Source organism: Klebsiella sp. 18074 (genome assembly GCF_902705905.1).
Taxonomy (GTDB): Bacteria; Pseudomonadota; Gammaproteobacteria; order Enterobacterales; family Enterobacteriaceae; genus Klebsiella; species Klebsiella terrigena.
Genome location: NZ_CACSIS010000022.1, coordinates 19,016 through 39,385 on the forward strand (window position 1 = coordinate 19,016; position 20,370 = coordinate 39,385).

The following is a 20,370-nucleotide window of genomic DNA, read 5'->3' on the forward strand; positions in this document are numbered from 1 at the left end:
AGGAATATGGGAATTCACATTTTTTCCCTTACCCTTTCCTTAATGGAAAGGGTAAGGGAAGGATTATTTTGTTTTCTTATTAATGCTATGATTTTAAAAGAATTTAAAATATAGGGTTTTTAATAACTTCTAAAAGAGGAAAGCTTAGTTCGCTTCAGTAAACGCTGAATCTGAGACACCCATCAAAAACTCCAGAAGCTTAATGGCTTCAGGGTGGGGTCTTTTTTTGGCATTAACTCCAATTCGTAGCGTTCGTAGCGCCCAGTCGTCTTTCAGCGTGATGGCTTTCAGCGATGAACCAAGGAGAGCAGGCGTGATGGCTTTTAAGGGTAAAATACCTATTCCCAGCCCGGCCTGGATCATTCGGCACACCGCATCAAAACTGGTGACCTGAATGCTGATCTTCAGTAAACGACCTGCGCTAACGGCTGTATCCGTTATTCGTCTGAGTAGCGAACTTCCCTGATTCAGCGCAACATAATCCCAGGCAAGTGTATCTTTAAACCAGATCTCGTCATTCAAGGCGAGAGGATGAGCTGTTGGTACTAACACAACAAGCCTGTCCTGACGCCACGGAAAGGTCTTGAGCGCAGTCGCATCAACGTTATCTGCGAAAATGCCGATATCCACACGACCAGAGTCAACTGACTCAATGACCGCGTCGCTCAGCGACTCCTCAAGGTATATGTTGATACCAGGATTTGAGTGGAAGAAGGCTGCCAAATCTTCGGGCAGGAACTGAATAACAGCAGAAACGTTTGCAGCGACGCGGACATGACCGATCGCGCCTCGCGCATAGTCATTCAGCTCGCTGGCCATAGAATTGACACTGTCCAGCAGAGCCCTGGCATGTCGAAGAAGCCCTAAGCCAGCGGTGGTGAGTTCAAGTCCGCGGGGCTGCCTGATAAACAGCTGACAATTCACATTACGCTCAAGCTCGGTGATACGCTTGCTAACCGCGGAAAGTGTAATGCTGGAGATTTCTGCCGTTCTGGTCAGGCTTCTGCAGTCAGCCGCCGTAACGAACATGCGCAACGTATTTAAGTCAAAATGGCTGATGTTCATTGATTACTCTCTCTAGCTATGAGACGAAGTGAATTTTAGGCTGAAAGAAATGCGTCTCATACGTCTCTGTAAAGCCTTTACTCTAAATAACTGCGCCTATTATCGCTCCACTTTTATTAATCCCTGCTGATTACCGGGGAAAGGTGAAGCGGCTTTCATAAACTGTCTGACATTTTTCAGTAGCTGCCACATTGTCCTGCAACGATGGTTACGCGTTACCGTTTCATGCAATGCCAGCCAGCCAGCCAGCCAGCCAGCCAGCCAGCCAGCCAGCCAGCCAGAGGAGTTCTATTCTATTTATCCATGGTGTGTAACCCGGCTGATAAATAACAATAAATTTTTGGTTTTCCTTCAGCCATGCCAGCTTCTTTTGACTCTTGTGAATGATGTAATTATCAACGATTAGTGTGATCGTTTTTGCACTGCGGTACGTGTTTTTCAACTGATTTAACATACTGATAAATCAGTCTGAGTTTTTACGGGTCCCACTAACGTAATCCACTCTTCCCGTCCCGGCATGTAGCACTCCGGCAAGATAATGTTTTTCATTTTTCCCGGGTTGTAGGGATACGTTTTTGCTGGCCTTTTTTTGCCAGTCAGCACCGATTTTTGGATTCAGGTCGATATCCACTTCATCCTCGTAAAATACGAGATGTCCGGTGCTACACCGAGCAAGGGCTTCTGTGATAACGGACATATCCTGCTCACGTTCGGAAGAGAAATGTGCATTTTTGAGCTTGCTGCACCAGGCATAAAACTGCGATTCATACAGATTAAATTCACGGGAAGCGGCAGCCACGCCGATACGCTCAGCAAGCTTCAGGGCTTCGTTGCGAAATTCAGGCGTATGTTGTTTACGGGGCTGTTTTAGGGTTGATGCTGATTTTGTCATGAGTCATATATGGACGCCCAGTGTTATGCAAATACTGATTTATTAGCTGGCGGGCGCTGCGAAGTGCTTTAATATCCTGTTGCCCGACGGTTTTTATCGTCACAAAATGGATACCAGGGCGTAGCGCAGCCTCACAGATCGCCAGTGCGTCATTAGCATCATTTTTCTGATGACGGGTAAAAGCCTTAACATGTTGGGTTGGGATAAGGCGAACGAGAAGCCCGATTGACTTGAAGGTTCGTCCCCAGTAATGCGAAGTAGCGCAAGCTTCCATTGCAATCAACGTATTAGCTGGAAACTGGCGAAGGGTATCCAAAAGTTTATTTCTGGGAATTTTTCGATTGGATGCAACAGTTCCATCACTCATCCAGACACATACCTGAAAAACAGACTTAGCTAAATCGATCCCGACAACTTTTATCGAGTTCATGATGTTGTTCCTCTGCGAATAGACATTCAGCATAAGTGTGGCAGAACTTAGGCTGGGAAGGGGCGTCCATCACATCACCTCTGGTTGAGAGTTTACTCACTTAGTCGCGTGTCCACTAATCGTGGGTAGGATTAGTCCGGTTGTGAGGGTTTGTGATGTTTGGCGATTGATCAGATCGCTCAAACCGGATTGAGTTCCCTTCAGTGATCTACTATTAGGCTCAGTTTTTTAGTTGCCCCTTGACTCCACATTTATCTGGCGGTGATAACCGGAGATAGCACTATTTTTAGAATATTTAAGGAGCACTAAGAACATATGGAGTCATTAAATAATGCCGGTGCGACATGCCCCCGGCACTCTGCTCGGCTCACGAAGTCTGAAAAATTTTTTAGCCGGATATCATTAATAATGAATCCTAGAAATTTTTAGGATTACTTAATTGCGTCGAATCGCCAGTTCCGCCCCTTGTCTGAGTGCCTCAAGCATGCTTCCTTCATCGGCGATACCTTTTCCAGCTATATCAAAAGCTGTGCCATGATCCACGGATGTTCTGATAACGTCTAAGCCAACGGTAACGTTCACACCCGCCTCAAGACCTAATACTTTTATGGGGCCATGCCCCTGGTCATGATACATTGCAACGACAAGATCAAAATCACCTCGTCCTGCTCTATAAAAAAGCGTGTCAGCGGGAAGAGGTCCGGTTACATCAATTCCTTTGTTAAGACATCGCGTCACAGCGGGTACAATTTTTAGCTCTTCTTCACCCGCACCGAAAAGCCCATTTTCTCCAGCATGAGGGTTTATTCCGCATACCCCAATACGTGGATTGGTGATGCCTGATTTAAGAAGGGTGTCGTAACCACGTTGAATGACACGCTCAACAAGCAATGGTTCTATACGAGAAATGGCATCAATTAAACCGATATGAGTTGTCACATGTATTACGCGAAGTTTCGGGGCAACCAGCATCATTGAAACCTCTTCAGTGCCTGTAAGATGAGCCAGCATCTCGGTATGCCCTGGGTATTTATGCCCACCGGCATGCAGTGCTTCTTTGTTCAAAGGTGCTGTACATATTGCATCTATAAGCCCATCTCGGGCTAGCTCAACTGCTTTGGCAATAAAATGATATGCGGCATCTCCTGCAACCGCTGAAAGTTTCCCAAAAGGCAAATCAGCTGGTATAAGGTTAAGATCCAGGCAGTCTATAACCCCCGGTTCGTAATTAGCCTCTGTTGGCGAGCTAATAATTTTGATGGTTAAACTGGAATTAGTGATATTGATTGCCTGATTGATCCTTTCAGCGTCACCGATAACAAGAGGTCGACATTGCATATAGACCTTAGGATGGCGTAGGCTTTTAACAATCACTTCAGGGCCGACACCAGCTGCATCGCCCATAGTAATGCCAACTACAGGTAGATTTAATGTATTCATGTTTAACTCCGGGTATGATTGTTAATTATTGATTCGATAATTAGAATATTCAGGAAGATGTTTCAGCCAGTTCCACGCCATATGCAAAGATGTGCTATCACCAAATGAACCGGCTTTTGTAATAACCCAGGGGAATAATAATTTAGATGTTTCGCATGGCCGACTGGCCATCACACCTCGGGTAATTTCGCACTTAACGCTTAGTTCATTTATATGGGCTGCGTCCATTACTGCGCGAGCAGTTTCACCGCCAGTGAGAATAATTCCTTTCAGTACTTTAATATAGGGAGCAATTAGTAGAGCCAGTCTTTCTGATAACAGTCTACCTTCACTGTAATCCACGTGCTCTTCCTTTCCGATACGCAAAATAAAATCGTCTCTGAATTTTATTAACTGCATAATCCGACGCTGAAATAAAGGCCATTCCGGATGCCTTACGCCGGTTCTCAATACTGAAGCCGGAACAACTATTTCTTCCTGGGATGTCAGTTGCTGTAGGTTTTGTGTCTGGGAAGAAGTCATGGCAGATAAGCTGCCGACGACAACAACTGTCGAGCCATTTGAAGCGAAAAAAGGGGCATAACTGCTATCAGGAACGGGATTAGCAATTTCTGCAAGCTCATTTGCAAGCCCAGCAGAACCAACAAGGAAGACTGGAGATATAACATTGCTTGCAGCGACGGCAACAGTGTGAAGCGTCTGAGATATTCTGGAGTCAATGATTAATGCTTTGACACCAGATTCTGCCCATTCCTGGATTTTATCTGTAAGATGTTCAGCATAAAGAGCAACATCAGCATCAGTGAGACTTATGCTCTCTATATGAGATGCACGAAGTATCAGCCCAATCTCAGTCTCTTCTCCCGACTTGGCAATTTTCCAGTCATCTGTTGTGGATAAGTCGTGACCATGCACATAAACTCTCCCGTTGACCACGGTTCTGCCCATGAGTGGATAAGCAGGCGCGATGATAGCCAGACCGGCTTCATTGCATAACGCCGCCACTTCATCTGACCAGTTGCCACGAAGTAGTGAATCAATTTTTTTAAATAAAATTGTACCGGGTTGAATTAACTTTCTGTAAGCCTGAACACATACATCACCTGCTTCAACTTTTGTTCTGCGCCGGGTATCAAGATCAAGAGCCAGGATATCTGCTGATTGAATTAATATATCTGAACCGAGTCCGAGTCTGACTGAGCGTCCAGAACGTACAAATCCAGCGACACAATCCGCAGATCCTGTTAAATCATCAGCTAAAATAAGTATCTTCATCAGAAAAAATCAACTAGTTGGTGTTCAGTTTAAAGGAGAATAAATAAGCCTGCAGAATTCACTGATTTATTTACAGGTGTGACAACCGAAGAAAAGTAAATTTCTTTAGTTGTCTATCGGTCCTTAACCCTCTTGTCTATCAAATAAATCGAAATCTTCACTTTCGGTCAGAGGCTTAACGAGATTAGGGTTATCAAGTCGCTCTCGAAGCAATTCCATGTCAATTTCACCTTCCCACTTCGCGATAACAATCGTAGCTACGCAGTTACCCATTGCGTTTAACACTGCTCCACCAACCGAAATGAATTGATAAATACCAAGGATAATTGCCACCCCGGCGACGGGAATGAAATTTGTACTTGCCAGAGTCGCGGTTAACACGACAAGTGACCCCCCGGTAACTGCAGCTACCCCTTTTGAAGTCAGCAACAGCACTGCAAGCAATCCCAATTGCCCAGCAAGAGAAAGGTGTGTATCAGTAGCCTGAGCTATAAAAATTGCTAATACTGTCATGTTGATGCATGTACCGTCCTGATTGAATGTATAACCTGTAGGAACCACCAATCCCACAACTGACTTAGGTACTCCTAACTGCTCAAGCTTAAGCATAACTCGTGGTAAAACGGCTTCCGAAGAAGAAGTGCTCAATACAACTAAGATTTCATCTTTCATATAGCGCATAAACTTAAACAGATTAAATCCGGCAAATCGTGCAATCAGGCCCATAACCACAACCAGGAAGAAAATCGCGATGATGTAATAAGAAGCAATCAGGTACGCAAGTGAGCCAAGTGACTCAATACCATACTTTCCTATTGTAAATGAGATAGCACCAAAAGCGCCAATTGGAGCCAACTTCATTATGTAATTAATCGCACCAAATAAAGTCTGACCGAAAAGATCGACTACCTTAACTAAAGGTTTTCCTTTTTCTCCTAGGGCATGCAAAGCAAATGCGAAGAGCAATGCCAGAAGGAGAACCTGAAGGATTTGACCTTCTGCAAACGCGCTGATGAAAGTGTCAGGAATTATATGAAAAAGATAGTCTGTGATCCCTCCCATCTTCTTAACTGTTCCAGAAATCGCAGCCAATGATGACGTATCTATTGAGGCAACATCAATATTGAGTCCATCACCAGGTCGGAGCAAAGCCATACCTACCAAGCCACAAACCAGAGCGATCGTGGTTACTATCTCGAAATAAATTAATGACTTAATTCCTATTCTTCCAACCTGTTTAATGTTGCTGACGCTGGCAAGCCCATGCACTACCATACAAAAAACGATAGGTGCTATCAGCATTTTCACTAATTTTATGAAACCAAAGCCGAGTGGTTTCATGGCCTCGCCATATAAAGGATAATAATGGCCAAGTGCGATACCAATAATAATCGCACCAATCAGTTGATATCCCATTTTACGATAGAATGGGCGACGGGAGCATTTTACTCCGGATGACGTATTAATTCTGGATGACATATATTCTCCTGGGTACTTTTTTATTCCGGTCAAGACCGGCTTGGAGATAAGATATAAAATCCCGCTTATTTTATCTGTTTTCACATCAGAAAATACAGAACGCGAGCTTTAATTGTTTTTGATATCCTGAGATGGGATATCGACACCAAACTTTTCACTCAGCCTTACCAACTCAGAAATAACTTCACCAGCCATGACAATTCCATTACGAGATTGCTTTGCATAAGTTATTGATTCCATTTCACCAGGTAGATAAATCTCTGATACTCCTTTGGCTTTTTTGGCATCTTTTATAAATGAAATTTGTTCATCCATGTTTTCCCGGAACGTTTCCGGATCCACTAATGCATCATATTTGATGGCAATAAAAGTGTGACCTTTATTAAGAGGCCTAAAATCCTCATAAACATCCAATAATGAGGGACCTATAGCTGCCTGAGAGACCATAGAAGAAAGCATCCCAATTACCACTGATAATCCCGAACCTTTGTAGTCGCCCATGGTACGAAGAAAACCTTCTGTAGCAGCAAAAGGATCTGTGGTTGGCATTCCATCTGAATCTAAAGCCCATTCAGCCGGAATCAGCGAGTGAGTTTTTCTCGCCATCATGATCTTTCCTTTTGCAACCACACTTTGCGCCATATCAAGCACGACGGGCTCGCGATTCATGGCAGGTAGAGCCACGCTTAAAGGGTTATTGCCAATTCTTCGTTCGGCGCCTCCATATGGTGCCATCAGGTTGCCACCTCCGATAGACATGCATATACCAATCATATTTTTGGCTGAAGCCATCATTGAGTAGTAGGCTGCCGCACCGTTGTGATTACTGTTGCGAGCAGTAACAAACGCGATACCAAATTTTTCAGCAAGTTCAATTGTTTTTTGCATAGCAAAGTAAGAAACCACCTGGCCTGCAGCATTATTACCATCTACTAGTGCTAACGCGCCGCATTCAGTGATCAGTTCTGGTTTAGCTTTTGGATTTACGGCTTTTTTTTCAATGCGTTCAACATAGAGTGGTACACGGAGACACCCATGTGAATACACCCCTCTCGCATCAGCAACAACTAACGTATCCGCGACAAGATCAGCATCCTCTTTAAGCATGCCAGCCCCCTGCATAATCTCACTCACCCACTGACTCATCGCGTTGAAACCGATCGTCACTGTCTCGTTAAAAAAGTAATGCCCCATCTTTATCTGCCTCTGTCATTAGTAATTTCATGTAAAAACCAATTCATATAATCTTTAGCAAACAGCATGCCATATTTGTATCTTATTGATTTTATGTATTTTGTATAAAATGAATGTTGCATTCACCGCAATAACGTTTCCTTAATGTTGCATTTAAATAATTTTCGTTGCATAAATGATGCAATGGCAGTTAGAGATGTCTCAGACATTCGGGGAAATATTCTTTGTAGTTATTAAAGGTTAAGAGATGAGAAACAGAATTGGTTTAATCGTGCCTGATGATGACATCCATAAATTTGCAGCTGAAATATTGACTAAGTATGTAAGCGTTGATATTCAGGTCGGCCTTGTTTCAGATGCTGTTCTGATAGCAAAAAAGATGATTTATAATGGATGTGAGATAATCATTGCCCGCGCTGAAGTTGCAAGAACCCTTAAAAAGCATTTCCCGCTGCTTCCGGTTGTTGAACTTCCCATTTCACCACTGGACCTTATCCGGTCTGTCGAAAGTATCAGAAAGTACGGGGATAACTTCGCCATTATCTGTTTTGAGAACATGGTTTATGATTTGGAATGGATGGGAGTCTTACTGGGGGTTACGCTAAAAACCTATATGCTCAAAACTGAGAACGATGTGGAATCTACCGTTCAGACTGCGCTGTTAGCGGGGTGTAAAGGAATTATTGGTGGTGGTGTGACTATAAAATATGCAAAGACAACTGGTATACCCTGCGTCATAATTTCCATCAGTAAAGAGTCTATAATGTTAGCCATCCGCCATGCTACTCAGGTCATAGCGGCAATTATGGTTACCCAAGAAAAAAACCTGTTGATTACTACTGTACTGGAAAATACGTATGAAGGTGTAATAACCACTGACAATGAAGGAGTAATTCGTACTATAAATCCCTCTGCTCAGGTGCTAACCGGAATTTCAGAGTCTTCTGCAGTCAATTGCCATCTGTCTACAGTAATACAAGATTTAAAACTTGAGGATTTGAATAAAAACAGTCTAATGCTTGCTGATCAGATACTTGATGTTGCAGGAAAAAAAATGGTTTGCAACATTGTTCCAATTGTGAACGAAAATGTAAGCTTAGGCACCGTTGTGACGTTTAAGGAAGCAGGAAAAATAGTAAAAACTGAGGAAAATATTCGTCGAAAATTGTTTGCAAAAGGACACGTTGCTAAGTTTCGTTTTGAGACAATCATAGGAGAAAGCGACGAAATAAAAACGGCCATTGAAACAGCTAAAAACTTCTCTTCCAGCAACCTAAACATTCTCATTCTTGGTGAAACTGGAACAGGCAAAGAGGTTTTTGCACAAAGTATTCATAATCATACGGAACGATGCTGCGGCCCGTTTGTTGCTATAAACTGCGCCTCGTTACCTGGAGAAATGCTTGAGAGTGAACTTTTCGGGTATGTCAGTGGTGCATTTACCGGGGCAAGTAAGGAAGGGAAACCTGGTTTATTTGAAGTGGCACATGGAGGGACGGTTTTCCTGGATGAAATTGGTGAACTCGATTATCTCAATCAAGGTAGGCTCCTGCGTTTCATACAGGAAAGGACCGTACGCCGTCTCGGTTCTGATAAAAACATTCCAGTTGATGTAAGGATAATCGCTGCTACTAATAAAGACCTGGAGCACGCGGTATTAAATAAATCCTTTCGTGAAGACTTGTACTACAGATTGAATGTCTTAACGCTATATTTACCTCCATTTAGAGAAAGAGAAGGAGACATTAACATGCTCCTTAAATATTTCTTCTCTAAACATAAAGCCAACTACGAATTTGATTATTATTTTAGTGATGAAGAGCTATCATTATTAAATGAAAAAGAATGGAGGGGAAATGCGAGGGAAATTGAAAACTTTGTTGCCAGAAAAGTTTTCTCATCAACGCAACCTCAAAGACATAGCCATCATAAATTGACTTCTCTCGATAAATTGCGAGAAAAATCATCGCGAGATAAAAAACTCGCTTTAATCAACGATGCACTTCTTAAATCTGGAGGTAATTATTCATCTGCAGCGGAAATATTAAAAATAAACCGAACAACATTATGGAGATGGATTAGAGAAACCAAGTGATACATATTATCAAGAACTAATACCATCGCAGTTACAGTATTTAATTGGTTCTGTCGTATTAAGGCGGCGTCAGGTAACATATAGTTTTTTGTGATGTTGTCTGACCATGTCTCTGATCCAAAAAGCCTTCAGTCGCCTGCATTATCCCGTCGATGTTATTGCACAATGTGTTCGCTGGTACCTGGCTTATTCATTGAGTTTGCGGAACCTGGAAGAGATGATGGCAGAGCGGGGTATTCTCGTTGACCATTACACACTTTACCGTTGGGTCATCCGCCTCGTCCCTTTGCTGGATAAGACGTTTCGTCTGCGTAAACGCCCAATCGGTTGCCGTTGGCGCATGGACGAAACCTGTATAAAAGTTAAAGCACAATGGAAATATCTGTACCGGGCAGTCGATACAGCAGGGCAGACCATTGATTTCCTGCTGACGGCTAAACGGGATGCCGCAACCGCGCTGCGTTTCTTTCGCAAGGCCATTAGCCACCACGACGAACCGGAATTTGTGACCATTGATAAAAGTGGTGCCTATCGGCATCGCGCTGCGGGGGAAGGCTTCGGCAATCATCCTCAGGAACTGCGCGCACAGCCCGCGCTAAGATAAATAAAGGACGCCATCTCCGGCGACGGTTACCGCCCGCCTTCAGCGTAAAGGAGAGTAAAACCGCCGGGCAAACTGGCAGTCTCGGGCAGAATTACTAAGCTTAATCAGGTAAAACGGTTATTTTTCTTATAGGGAGAGTATATGGGGTTCTGGAGAATTGTATTGACGATTATTCTGCCGCCGCTCGGCGTGCTGTTGGGTAAAGGCTTCGGCTGGGCATTTATTCTTAACATTGTGCTGACGCTGCTGGGCTATATTCCCGGCCTGATTCACGCGTTCTGGGTGCAAACCCGCGATTAACCGTCCCCACCATTACGGCGCACTGGCGCCGTTTGTTTCGTTAATCCGGGCAGAACAATAATGGCTATCTGTATATTAGGCTTGAATAATATTTTTTAGCCTCGTCTCTCTATCGCGCGGGTCAATGCCGTTTTAATAACAGCCCTCTTATTATGGGTCCTTATCCCTGACCAAAATAAAGGTAGCAATATGCAAATATTTCCCAGCCAGCACAAATAATTTAAGATTCGAAAAATGATTCAACTCTTATGTTCCATATTTCGACATAATAATATTTAATATATTAGCCGGATCAATAGAAAGCAAGACAGCAATATGTGCAAATTCCACGACATCTAATCTCCTCTCGCCACTCTCCATTTTGGCGACAAATGATTGTGGGCGCCCCAGCGCCTGGGCAAGCTTTACCTGAGTTAACCCCTTCTCCTTCCTTGCCGTGCGCAATAATTTTATAACCATTTGATATTCTTCAGAATAAATAGAAGGCATGTTGTTTTTCTCGATCTATATCCCAAAATCGAATATTGATCGCTTTCATGAATATCCCAAAATGGGATAATTTATTATCCAACGCTCCCCAGGAAAAAACATAGCGCATTACGGTAGCTCACGCGCTATGACCGAAGAAAAGAAGAAAAATAGCAGCTAGCTAATTTATTAGGCGTGAAACATAGGAATCCTGGCCGTTCCGTAACTCAGGGACATAATAAAGGCAACTGCTTTAGTTTCCAGATGAATCCAAATATAAACCCGTTAAAACAATGAGTTTCGTTTGTAACCTTAACCAACACAGGGAACTTTACTTATGAAAATCACCACCGCTGCCGCACTGCTCACTCGCCCTACGCAAGGAGGCCGCCATGTTTCTGGTTACCCTTGCTGAAAGCTTTATCGATATCTTCCAGCTCGCCGGGAAGGTCTTTCTCGACATGATGAGCGGGATAATCCCGATGCTGATCTGCCTGCTGCTCGCCATTAACTTTCTGATGAAGCTGGTAGGCCAGCAGCGCATGGAGCGGGTAGCGACGCTGCTTGGCCGCTCGCGCATTCTGACCTATGGCCTGCTGCCGATCCTCGGCTGGTTTTTTATGAGCAGCCCCGGCGCGTTGACGCTCGGCAAGCTGCTGCCCGAAAAGAGTAAACCCGGTTATGAAGACGCTCTGGGCACCACCGCCCATCCGCTAACCAGCCTGTTTCCCCACGTGGTGCCCTCGGAGCTGTTTGTCTGGCTCGGCGTCGCCGCAGGGATCCAGACGCTGGGGCTACCGGTAACCGAGCTGGCGCTACGCTATATCGCTGCCGCCATCATAATCGGCCTGCTGCGCGGCATGATCACCGAGTATCTGTTCCTGCGCTTACGCCATAAAGCAACGGGAGGTGCAGCATGATCTATCAGGCCCATATCGAACGCATCGGCCCCCACGTAGCGGACGGGCTGGCGGATAACCTACTGATTACCTTCCGCGCCGACGGCCCGGCGGACTGCCTGGACTATGCCCTCGCTCTGAGACCGGTTTTCCGGCACGAGCATGCCCGTCTACTGGCGGGAGATCGGTTAGTTATCGACAGTGAAAACTACACCATCAGCGCTGTTGGCAGCCATGCCCTACAGGCTCTGCTGGAACTCGGACACCTGACCTTCATCTTTGACGGCGCCAGCACGCCACGCCATTCGGGCGCCGTGCATCTGGCAGGGAACGCGCCAGCGCTCGTCGCATTACAAGGGGATATGATCGTTAAGGAGGGGACGCGATGAACGTTGTCAATGTTGCTCCCGGCAGCGAGGGTTACGGTTCCGGGCTGGTGCTGCCAATCGGCAGCGGCCTGAAGGTGGTCTCGCTGACCGGGCGCGAAATCCATCCCGTCGCCCGCAGGCTGGGTGAGCTTACGCAATCGGAAGTGATCAACGGCTTTCAGGCCGTTCCGCCGGATGAGGAGACGCTGTGCGTGGTGATCAACTGTGGCGGTTCGCTGCGCTGCGGGCTGTATCCCAAAAAAGGTATCAAAACGATTAACGTGATGCCCACCGGCCAGACCGGACCTCTGGCGCAGTTTATCAACGCCGGCAACTACGTTTCAGACGTGCGGGAGGCGCAGATTACCCGCATCCCCCGGGAAACGTTAGCGAGCGAGCCGCAGACGGCGACTGTCGAGCCTTCCCCGCCTGCCACGAGGCCCCAGTCCGTCCCCACGCCCGGCAACATGCTGATTCTGGCGGTGGAAAAGCTCGGCAACAAGACCGGATACGTGATTGCCCTGCTGTTTGCCGCCAGCCGCGAGGCGGTGGACGTGTCGTTGCGCACGGTGATCCCATTTATGGCCTTTGTGTCGGTGCTGATTGCTATCGTGCAGGCCACATCGTTGGGCAACGTAATCGCCCACGCCCTGACGCCAATGGCGAACTCGCTGTGGGGATTGTTGCTGCTGTCAGCGATCTGCGGCATCCCCTTTCTGTCGCCCATTCTCGGGCCCGGCGCGGCGATTACCCAGGTAGTAGGGGTGATGATTGGCACCCAGATTGGGCTGGGGAATATCTCGCCGGCCTTCGCCCTGCCCGCTCTGTTCGCCATTAACGTGCAGGTGGGTTGTGATTTCGTCCCCGTCGGCCTCTCGATGCAGGAGGCCAAACCGGAGACCATTGCCAGCGGCGTACCGGCCTTCTTACTTTCCCGCCAGCTAACCGGCCCGCTGGCCGTGATGATTGGCTGGGTATTTTCCCTGGGACTGTTTTAATACATCTGAAAGGAACGTCATGATGAACAAGTTAAAAGTGGCCGTTGTCGGCGCGGGAATTTACGGCAAACATCATATCAACGCCTATCTGCATAACCCGGACGTGGAGCTGGTCGCGGTGTGTGACAACAACGTGGAGCGGTGCCATGCCGCGGTGAATGAGCTGGGCATTCCGGGCTATGCCAGCCTGTCCGCGCTGCTGGATAAACAGCAGGTGGATATCATTTCCGTGGCGACTTCCGATCCTTTCCATAAGGAACCTGCGCTGCAGGCCATTGCCGAGGGTAAGCATGTGCTGATTGAGAAACCGCTGGCGACCTCGGTCGCCGACTGCGAGGCGATTATTGCCGCCGCCGTGGCGCACGGGGTGACCGTCGGCGTCGATTTTCACAAGCGCTGGGACCCGGCGGCGCTCCGCGTGCGCATGGAGGTACAGAAGGCGGAAAGCGGCAAGATCCTGCGCGGCTATATCAATATGGATGACGTGATCGCCGTTCCGACCGAATGGCTGGCCTGGTCGGCACAGAGTTCGCCGGTGTGGTTCCTTGGCTCGCACTGCTTCGACCTGGTGCGCTATATCAGCGGGCAGGAGGTGAAATCGGTTTACGCGGTCGGGCAGAAACGGCTGCTGGCGAGCAAGGGGCTGGACACGTGGGACAGCGTGCAAAGCACCCTCCTGATGGAGGACGGCAGTTCGTGGGTGATTGAAAACAGCTGGGTCCTGCCCGCCGCTTTCCCGAAAGATAACGACGGGCGCATGGCGGTGCTGTGTGACAACGCCTGGATCCGCTCCGATTCACAAAACCGCGGGCTGGAGATCTTCGGCCAGCAGTCGGTTAAAACCCCGAACAGCTACTTTATTACCTACCGCGATGGCGTCGCCAGCGGGTTTGGTATTGACCCGATTAATGACTTTATTAAAGCGGTGAAAACCCATACTCCGTATGCCGCCAGCGCAGACGACGGGCTACAGGCTAGCCGGATTTGCGAGACGGCGCATAAAAGTCTGCTGAGCGGCCAGGCAGAGCTGCTGGTTTAAAGGGGGGCCGGGAACAGGGATGTTCCCTCCAGCCCCTCCGCCGATCGGCCTGGCAGGCCGCCAGTTATATCACCAGTGCGGCTGGCTATCAGCGTCATGCGCCCGCCGGTGAATCATTCACACCTTGCGCGAATCAGCTTCTTCCTGTCTATCAGGTTGCCCTGCCGATCGTAGTAGCGGCTGGGCCATATTTCCGCAGGGTCGATGCCCAACGCCTGGGCAATGAGAAACTCGCCTTTCGGCCACGGGCGAGCCAGGGTGTTGGCCAACGTCGACGAGCTCAGCCCCGCCTGGCGCGAGACTGCCGCCAGTGACAGGTTGCGTTTTTTTAATTGCGCAATGATATCAGCCGGATGCATATCAGTTCTGTTCATCTTATTCATTCCTTTACGTTAGCGAAGTCGTACAAATCCTCATCACTTACACTAAGTAATACTTAGTACATTTTCAACTAACAGCTACCAAAATCGTGATTCTGTTTCCAGTCTTTCAGGATCATCATGCTGCCGCACCGTTTAAAAGAAGCGCGCGTTAGAACGGGACTTTCCCAGCAGAAGCTAGGCATCCTCGCCGGGATTGATGAGGCGACGGCGAGCGCGCGGATGAATCAGTATGAACGCGGTATCCATACGCCGGATTTCGCGCTGGCCTGCCGACTGGCGGAAGTGTTGAAAATTCCGGCCTGCTATTTTTATACGGTCGAGGACGATCTGGCAGAAGTCGTGGCCGGCTGGTATCAGCGCTGAGTCGGACCAGCCTATCGGCTGGATTGAGAATGGGTTTCGGCGGCAGGAAAATGGCTTTCATTGGCAGTTAAGTAACGAGGCAAACGTTAGGTTACGGCGGTTGATAATAATATCCCTGTTGAGTTATTCAATTATTAATAACAGTCCAGTCTTATTCATGGATTCTATTTACCACCCCAATATATAAATATTATTTCTGGTTCTTAATAGAACCCAGAAGGTGCTTATTCAATTTTATTATCAGCTGGACTTTATTTTTATTACTGGCTAAATTTACAGGTGTTATTTAGCGCGATGCGAACATGTTGAAGCACGTCCGCATCGCTCATCACAATCACTATTTATAAGGAATAGCAATTATGACTGAGATCGATTGTATTGCAGATTCATTCGATGCAGAAGCACCGGTGAAAAATAAGCGCCAGCTTACCGTGAGCTATGCGAGCCGCTTTCCGGATTATACCCGTATTCCGGCTATCGTTATGAAGGGCCAGTGGCTGGAGGCGGCCGGGTTCGCGACGGGTGCGAAGGTAGAGGTTCGGGTTATGGCGGGCTGTATCGTGCTGACGGCGGTTGAGCCGGAACCCGAGCTGGGAGAAGCGATGCGTCGGGTGGAGAAGCTGTCGGCGAGGAAGCAGAAGCAGGTCCGGGAGTTTATTGGGGTGATTGCGGGGAAAGCGAGGTTGAAGGCTCTCGCATAAGGTAAAAATCAATGCTTAATTCAAATGAGGGCTTATGCTAAGCCCTCATTACAACCAGCAGCATTCTGCCATATGAGACAGAGGGTTTTGCCGTTGCTAAGCTATTAGCGCTTCTCAATGATGAAACCATCCCGCCGCAAAAAATCAATCACCTTTTCGATATTGCCAATTCCCCATTGATTAGATATCGCAATAAGTTCGCCGGATGGGAGTTCGATCAGCGCATCTTCATGCATATGATACCTGTTTTGCCTGCCTTCCGGGATTTGTTCGGCCAGGACGATCGTTCTGTGTATCAGAATTTCGCTTAGCTTAGATTTCAGCGTATTAAGATCCTGGGGATTATGTTTACTAATCCAGTCAGTGAAAAGTGCCAGGGCCAGCTTACGTTTATTATAAATCACGCCATTATATTTATACTCGGAGTAATCTTTTTCTGATTTTTGGCTGCTGATTATTTGCTCTGTTCGCTTCTCCCGGAATCTCACCTGGTACTCTTCTAATTCCGGCACCGGAATGATCTGTTCGGCGTTAATGAAAACTTCACCCTTAAAGCTATACGGCGTGAGGCGAACGCAGCGAATATCGATACCCTTATCCCTTAACCATATTGCGGTAGTCGTCAGCTCTTTGCTAAAACCTGCAGAAGCAAGAATGATGCGAATATCCTTACCAAAATCGACGAGTTCACTCTCATCAAGGTCAACAAATTCAAGTAAGCTATCTTTGGCATTTATCTCTTTATTATGCTTCAGCAAATAGGATTGATAGCATTCACACGCTTTAGTAAAGCTCATTGTGGAAATCATTGCCGCATATCTTAGCGCCTGTAGCTCCATATGCGCACCGATCTCATCTCGCTTCAACTCGATGACCACAAGATTGGCCTGCTTATCAATGGCTAACAGATCGATTCTACGACGGCTATCTTCCCAGTCAGAAAACTCTTCCGCGATCACCATGCAATCTGGCGCGATAATATCGATATTTTTCTCGATCGCTGCTTGTAAATCATATCGTTCCTGGAGGCCTTCTGAAGTGAAAGACGTTTTTTCCAGGGCTGTGAGTTTTTTATCAAAAATATTATACAGTGCCACCTTCAAGTTCCTTGTAGGCAAAAAAAATAATTATTTTACATCCATCAGTTTTTTTAATTCTTGCGGTGTAAACGGGGGATTTCGGCGATGCAACATAGCATGGCAATTAGGGCAAACCGGAATAAGATCGGTTTTAGGGTCCAGATGATAATCATCTTTAATTGCCGACAGAGGAGTCAGATGGTGAACATGGATAAATCCTTTCGCTATGTTCCCGTACTTCTTTGACATATCGAGGGCACAAACCATGCATAAATAGCCATGATAGCGCAGCGCAGCCTCGCGGGCATGACGATCCCGTTCATAGCGATTTACTATCACCTGAACCGCCGCACCTTCAACGAACTCGCCCTGCGGCAGTAGCTCATCGGGGAACAGAGAATCATCTGCAGCAATGCCGCCTTTATGATCTTCAACAATGCGAAACCCTTGTTCCATCAGCAGCTTGACGCATTTTGATTTGATCCCACCGCTGAAATCCGCAGGTGTAAATTCAAAGCCCGTGACCATTGAAGCGGCAATCCCCACGATAGCCTTTGAAGGATAGCGACGCCCCTCAAACTCGACTTCGTACAGCAGCGCGGCTTTGAACTGGTGAGCTACACCTGCATCATAGGCGCGAATGGCTTCGATGATGCTTTCCCTTGATAACCGATCCGGTAACTTCTTCACCTGGTAAACTCATGCCATGGGAGATAGCTCATTATACTCAAATCGATATGCATTTCTCGATCGCATAGACCAGAGGAATGATTCTGTCGGACCGATGCTATTACTGATTTTTTGCTTTATTAGACTTGAATAGACGTGGACTGATACAACTCTCGCGGGCAAATTTATGCTGCGACAGACGCCGTACATTGACTTTTCACTCACTAAATAGTTTACTTTTTTTATTATAGTTAAACCATTAGTGAATCTATGGCATCAAAAATAAACTGGCTATTGCAAAATACCTCTCCAGGAAGCCTGGTTTTGCAATCCTGGCTAACCCGGAACAACATATCGCCTTCTCTGGCCTTTAAATACGCGCAAAATGGCTGGTTAATAAAACTGCGGGCTGGCGTTTATACGCGCGCAGGACGAGAACCAGACTGGAGTGATGCGCTATGGTGTCTGCAAAACCAGCTTGAAGCGCCGGTGCATCTGGCCGGACTGAGCAGTCTCTCCTGGCAGGGCCGTTCCCATTACCTACAGCTTAAGCAGAGTCAATGCTGGCTTAGCGTTGAAAACAAAGCGATATTGCCCAAATGGTTTAAAGAATTTCCCGGCGTTGAGTGGTTGGTGGTATCGGCTCTGAAGCTCCCTGAATTGGGTGAAAAATACCGAACTGAGCTTGAGGTTAAAGGAAAAAGAATAACCGCCAGTACGCCAGAACTGGCAGCCTACGAGCTATTAAGCGCAGTACCTCAGGAAATCTCATTTGAGCACGCTGCCGAGCTTTTTCAGGGACTAGTCAATCTCAACCCACGTAAAGTGGAGAAGCTGCTTACGCTCAGCCAGTCCGTACAAACCAAGCGCCTGTATCTATTTTTCGCCAGTTTCTATGAACATGCATGGTTCAAACGCGTAGATACCAGCAAAATCGACCTGGGATCGGGCAACCGACAAATCGTTGTTAATGGCAAGCTGAACACGCAATACCTGATAACTGTGCCCGAAAATTTTACCAGGAAGGGAATAAACCATGGATAAAACCTCTCCCTACTACCGCCAGGTTGCCCTGCTGGTGCGAGCATTACCCTATGTCGCTAACGAGCCCTGTTTTGCGCTGAAAGGCGGAACGGCGATCAACTTATTCATCCGTGATTTTCCCCGATTGTCTGTTGATATCGATCTGTCCTGGATCCGGCTGGAAAGCAGAGAGGTCGCGTTGCCTAACCTGCGAGAAGCACTCACCCGTATCGCCGCTGAACTGGAAGCGCAAGCCGGGATCCGTGCAGTGCTGCAAACCCATAATCCCGATGAGATGCGCATCATTGTCACCACTGACGACGCGCAAATTAAAATTGAAGTCTCGCCAGTTGCCCGGGGAACACTATATCCACCGCAAGAACGCGACGTCGTCGAAGCCGTGGAGGAAGAATTTGGTTTTGCCGCGATCCTGGTTGTCTCACTGCCCGATTTATACGGTGGCAAGCTATGTGCTGCGTTAGATCGCCAGCATCCCAGAGATTTCTACGACGTCAAAATGCTCCTTGATACACAAGGAATCGACCGCGCTATTTTCAATGGTTTTATCGCTTACTTGCTCAGCCATAATCGCCCATTGTCCGAAGTGCTTAACCCACGCTGGAAGGATATTACCGAACCCTTTCAAAATGAATTCAGCGGTATGACTTTTGAGAAGGTATCACTGGAAGCGTTAAGAGAGGTCCCGGAAAGAATGCTCAGCGCATTGAAAGCACATTTCACTCAGCAGGATTTCGACTTCCTGATGTCATTTAAACGCGGCGAGCCTGACTGGAATTTAGCGCCAGAGCCCCATATTCAGAATTTGCCAGCCGTTCAATGGAAGCTGCGCAATATTGGCCGGATGTCGGAGGAAAAGCGCACGCAGTCGCTGGATACACTGGAAAAGGTCATGACAGAATGGCTAAGTTAGTTTATTAAATTCAGTATAGTTACACCAACAGTGAAACTATACTGAATTTAATAAACCAGCAATGTAGTGGTCAACAAAAATTGGCTACGATTTTAGAGTTTTTCCAGAACAATCGTTCTGATTCATTCGGCGTCAAACCACCATTATATTGATGAGGTCTGAGCTGGCTGTAATAACCTGTTATGTAGTTCGTTATCGCTGTGCTGGCTTCGCTAAAATTAGCGTATCCATTATCCGGCACCCATTCTGTTTTCAGGCTTCTAAAAAAACGGTCCATCGGGCTGTTATCCCAGAAATTCCCCCGGCGACTCAGGCTTTGCTTTATCTGATATCTCCACAGTATGAACCGCCCCGGTTTTCCTGGAGAGTATTTTGCCTAAGTCTTCAGGCTGGCCACATCCCGGTTGACCTGCTCGCCGATTCAATAAGGGAGCCCTTACCGGCTCCCTTTGGGATCACACATTTCATACTTGGGTATTCACATACAAAAACCAGGTGTTATCATTGCTCCCGTAAATATCTTTCAACTCTATCCGAGGCTTTGATGCTGGAGAATGTAATCATCCGATAATCAGCTCCCCGTCCTTTTCAGGCCGGACTGATTATCAATGCGCCGAAATCGAATGCGGACACCGCTGTGTGTTTGCACGTTTTGCACATGATGATTAAACAGGT

General features: G+C 46.9%; 19 protein-coding genes and 4 pseudogenes. 11 read left to right on the forward strand and 12 right to left on the reverse strand.

Annotated elements, in window-relative coordinates; all coding sequences use genetic code 11:
* Positions 1–144 precede the first annotated feature (144 nt).
* The 7 genes and pseudogenes from GVK32_RS20040 to GVK32_RS20075 all read right to left on the reverse strand — a co-directional run bounded on the left by GVK32_RS20040 (position 145) and on the right by GVK32_RS20075 (position 7,775).
* Complete coding sequence (locus tag GVK32_RS20040) at positions 145–1,065, reverse strand: LysR family transcriptional regulator (protein ID WP_159873943.1); 921 nt, start codon at positions 1,063–1,065, stop codon at positions 145–147.
* A gap of 99 nt (positions 1,066–1,164) precedes the next feature.
* Positions 1,165–1,957, reverse strand: a pseudogene (locus tag GVK32_RS29240) (IS630 family transposase).
* A gap of 34 nt (positions 1,958–1,991) precedes the next feature.
* Positions 1,992–2,387: pseudogene (locus GVK32_RS20055) on the reverse strand (transposase); the annotation flags it as partial.
* Between the two features lie 435 nt (positions 2,388–2,822).
* Complete coding sequence (pdxA, locus tag GVK32_RS20060; RefSeq protein ID WP_159872564.1) at positions 2,823–3,827, reverse strand: 4-hydroxythreonine-4-phosphate dehydrogenase PdxA; 1,005 nt, start codon at positions 3,825–3,827, stop codon at positions 2,823–2,825.
* 21 nt (positions 3,828–3,848) lie between these two features.
* Positions 3,849–5,102 (reverse strand): four-carbon acid sugar kinase family protein, encoded by a 1,254-nt coding sequence (locus tag GVK32_RS20065; protein ID WP_159872566.1) that lies wholly within the window; start codon positions 5,100–5,102, stop codon positions 3,849–3,851.
* A gap of 123 nt (positions 5,103–5,225) precedes the next feature.
* A complete protein-coding gene (gene dctA, locus GVK32_RS20070; RefSeq protein ID WP_159872568.1) occupies positions 5,226–6,581 on the reverse strand; it encodes a C4-dicarboxylate transporter DctA in 1,356 nt (451 codons plus the stop codon).
* A 108-nt stretch (positions 6,582–6,689) separates the two neighbouring features.
* On the reverse strand, positions 6,690–7,775 hold the full coding sequence (locus tag GVK32_RS20075; RefSeq protein WP_159872570.1) for an Ldh family oxidoreductase: 1,086 nt from the start codon (positions 7,773–7,775) through the stop codon (positions 6,690–6,692).
* 247 nt (positions 7,776–8,022) lie between these two features.
* Between GVK32_RS20075 and GVK32_RS20080 the strand changes: the two genes are divergently transcribed.
* From GVK32_RS20080 to GVK32_RS20090, 3 genes and pseudogenes are all read left to right on the forward strand, one after another.
* The gene (locus GVK32_RS20080) at positions 8,023–9,870 is read left to right on the forward strand and encodes a sigma 54-interacting transcriptional regulator (RefSeq protein WP_159872572.1); all 1,848 of its coding nucleotides are present in this window, start codon (positions 8,023–8,025) and stop codon (positions 9,868–9,870) included.
* 106 nt (positions 9,871–9,976) lie between these two features.
* Positions 9,977–10,399, forward strand: a pseudogene (locus GVK32_RS20085) (IS6 family transposase); the annotation flags it as partial.
* 216 nt (positions 10,400–10,615) lie between these two features.
* Entirely contained in the window at positions 10,616–10,774 is a 159-nt protein-coding gene (locus GVK32_RS20090; RefSeq protein WP_015585265.1) for a YqaE/Pmp3 family membrane protein, read from the forward strand.
* 246 nt (positions 10,775–11,020) lie between these two features.
* Here GVK32_RS20090 and GVK32_RS20095 read toward each other — a convergent pair whose 3' ends face one another.
* Positions 11,021–11,263, reverse strand: a complete 243-nt coding sequence (locus tag GVK32_RS20095; protein WP_134525184.1) for a helix-turn-helix domain-containing protein — start codon at positions 11,261–11,263, stop codon at positions 11,021–11,023.
* 371 nt (positions 11,264–11,634) lie between these two features.
* Here GVK32_RS20095 and GVK32_RS20100 point away from each other — a divergent pair, with 371 nt between their 5' ends.
* Genes GVK32_RS20100 through GVK32_RS20115 form a run of 4 tightly spaced genes read left to right on the forward strand, consistent with a single transcriptional unit; the run spans position 11,635 to position 14,546 of the window.
* Positions 11,635–12,162, forward strand: a complete 528-nt coding sequence (locus GVK32_RS20100; RefSeq protein ID WP_159872574.1) for a PTS glucitol/sorbitol transporter subunit IIC — start codon at positions 11,635–11,637, stop codon at positions 12,160–12,162.
* Complete coding sequence (locus tag GVK32_RS20105; protein ID WP_159872576.1) at positions 12,159–12,530, forward strand: PTS glucitol/sorbitol transporter subunit IIA; 372 nt, start codon at positions 12,159–12,161, stop codon at positions 12,528–12,530. The genes GVK32_RS20100 and GVK32_RS20105 overlap by 4 nt, the downstream gene beginning before the upstream one ends.
* Positions 12,527–13,507 (forward strand): PTS glucitol/sorbitol transporter subunit IIB, encoded by a 981-nt coding sequence (locus GVK32_RS20110; protein WP_159872578.1) that lies wholly within the window; start codon positions 12,527–12,529, stop codon positions 13,505–13,507. The genes GVK32_RS20105 and GVK32_RS20110 overlap by 4 nt, the downstream gene beginning before the upstream one ends.
* 22 nt (positions 13,508–13,529) lie before the next feature.
* Complete coding sequence (locus GVK32_RS20115) at positions 13,530–14,546, forward strand: Gfo/Idh/MocA family protein (protein ID WP_159872580.1); 1,017 nt, start codon at positions 13,530–13,532, stop codon at positions 14,544–14,546.
* A 113-nt stretch (positions 14,547–14,659) separates the two neighbouring features.
* Here the strand turns inward: GVK32_RS20115 and GVK32_RS20120 are convergent, their stop codons facing one another.
* Positions 14,660–14,920 (reverse strand): helix-turn-helix transcriptional regulator, encoded by a 261-nt coding sequence (locus GVK32_RS20120; RefSeq protein WP_159872582.1) that lies wholly within the window; start codon positions 14,918–14,920, stop codon positions 14,660–14,662.
* A 126-nt stretch (positions 14,921–15,046) separates the two neighbouring features.
* On the opposite strand from GVK32_RS20120, the gene GVK32_RS20125 reads away from it, so the two are divergent.
* Positions 15,047–15,292, forward strand: coding sequence for a helix-turn-helix transcriptional regulator (locus tag GVK32_RS20125; RefSeq protein WP_159872584.1), 246 nt, complete (start codon positions 15,047–15,049; stop codon positions 15,290–15,292).
* A 359-nt stretch (positions 15,293–15,651) separates the two neighbouring features.
* Entirely contained in the window at positions 15,652–15,993 is a 342-nt protein-coding gene (symE, locus tag GVK32_RS20130) for an endoribonuclease SymE (protein WP_159872586.1), read from the forward strand.
* Positions 15,994–16,097: 104 nt separating this feature from the next.
* Here the strand turns inward: symE and GVK32_RS20135 are convergent, their stop codons facing one another.
* Positions 16,098–17,090, reverse strand: coding sequence for a hypothetical protein (locus tag GVK32_RS20135; protein WP_159872588.1), 993 nt, complete (start codon positions 17,088–17,090; stop codon positions 16,098–16,100).
* 30 nt (positions 17,091–17,120) lie between these two features.
* Positions 17,121–17,762 (reverse strand): HNH endonuclease, encoded by a 642-nt coding sequence (locus tag GVK32_RS20140; RefSeq protein WP_159872590.1) that lies wholly within the window; start codon positions 17,760–17,762, stop codon positions 17,121–17,123.
* Positions 17,763–18,011: 249 nt separating this feature from the next.
* On the opposite strand from GVK32_RS20140, the gene GVK32_RS20145 reads away from it, so the two are divergent.
* Together GVK32_RS20145 and GVK32_RS20150 are read left to right on the forward strand one after the other, a co-directional pair.
* Positions 18,012–18,785, forward strand: coding sequence for a type IV toxin-antitoxin system AbiEi family antitoxin (locus tag GVK32_RS20145; RefSeq protein ID WP_159872592.1), 774 nt, complete (start codon positions 18,012–18,014; stop codon positions 18,783–18,785).
* Complete coding sequence (locus GVK32_RS20150) at positions 18,778–19,695, forward strand: nucleotidyl transferase AbiEii/AbiGii toxin family protein (protein WP_159872594.1); 918 nt, start codon at positions 18,778–18,780, stop codon at positions 19,693–19,695. Before GVK32_RS20145 ends, GVK32_RS20150 begins: the two co-directional genes overlap by 8 nt.
* Before the next feature lie 70 nt (positions 19,696–19,765).
* Here the strand turns inward: GVK32_RS20150 and GVK32_RS20155 are convergent.
* Positions 19,766–20,044 (reverse strand): annotated as a pseudogene (locus GVK32_RS20155) (integrase core domain-containing protein); the annotation flags it as partial.
* Between the last annotated feature and the right edge of the window lie 326 nt (positions 20,045–20,370).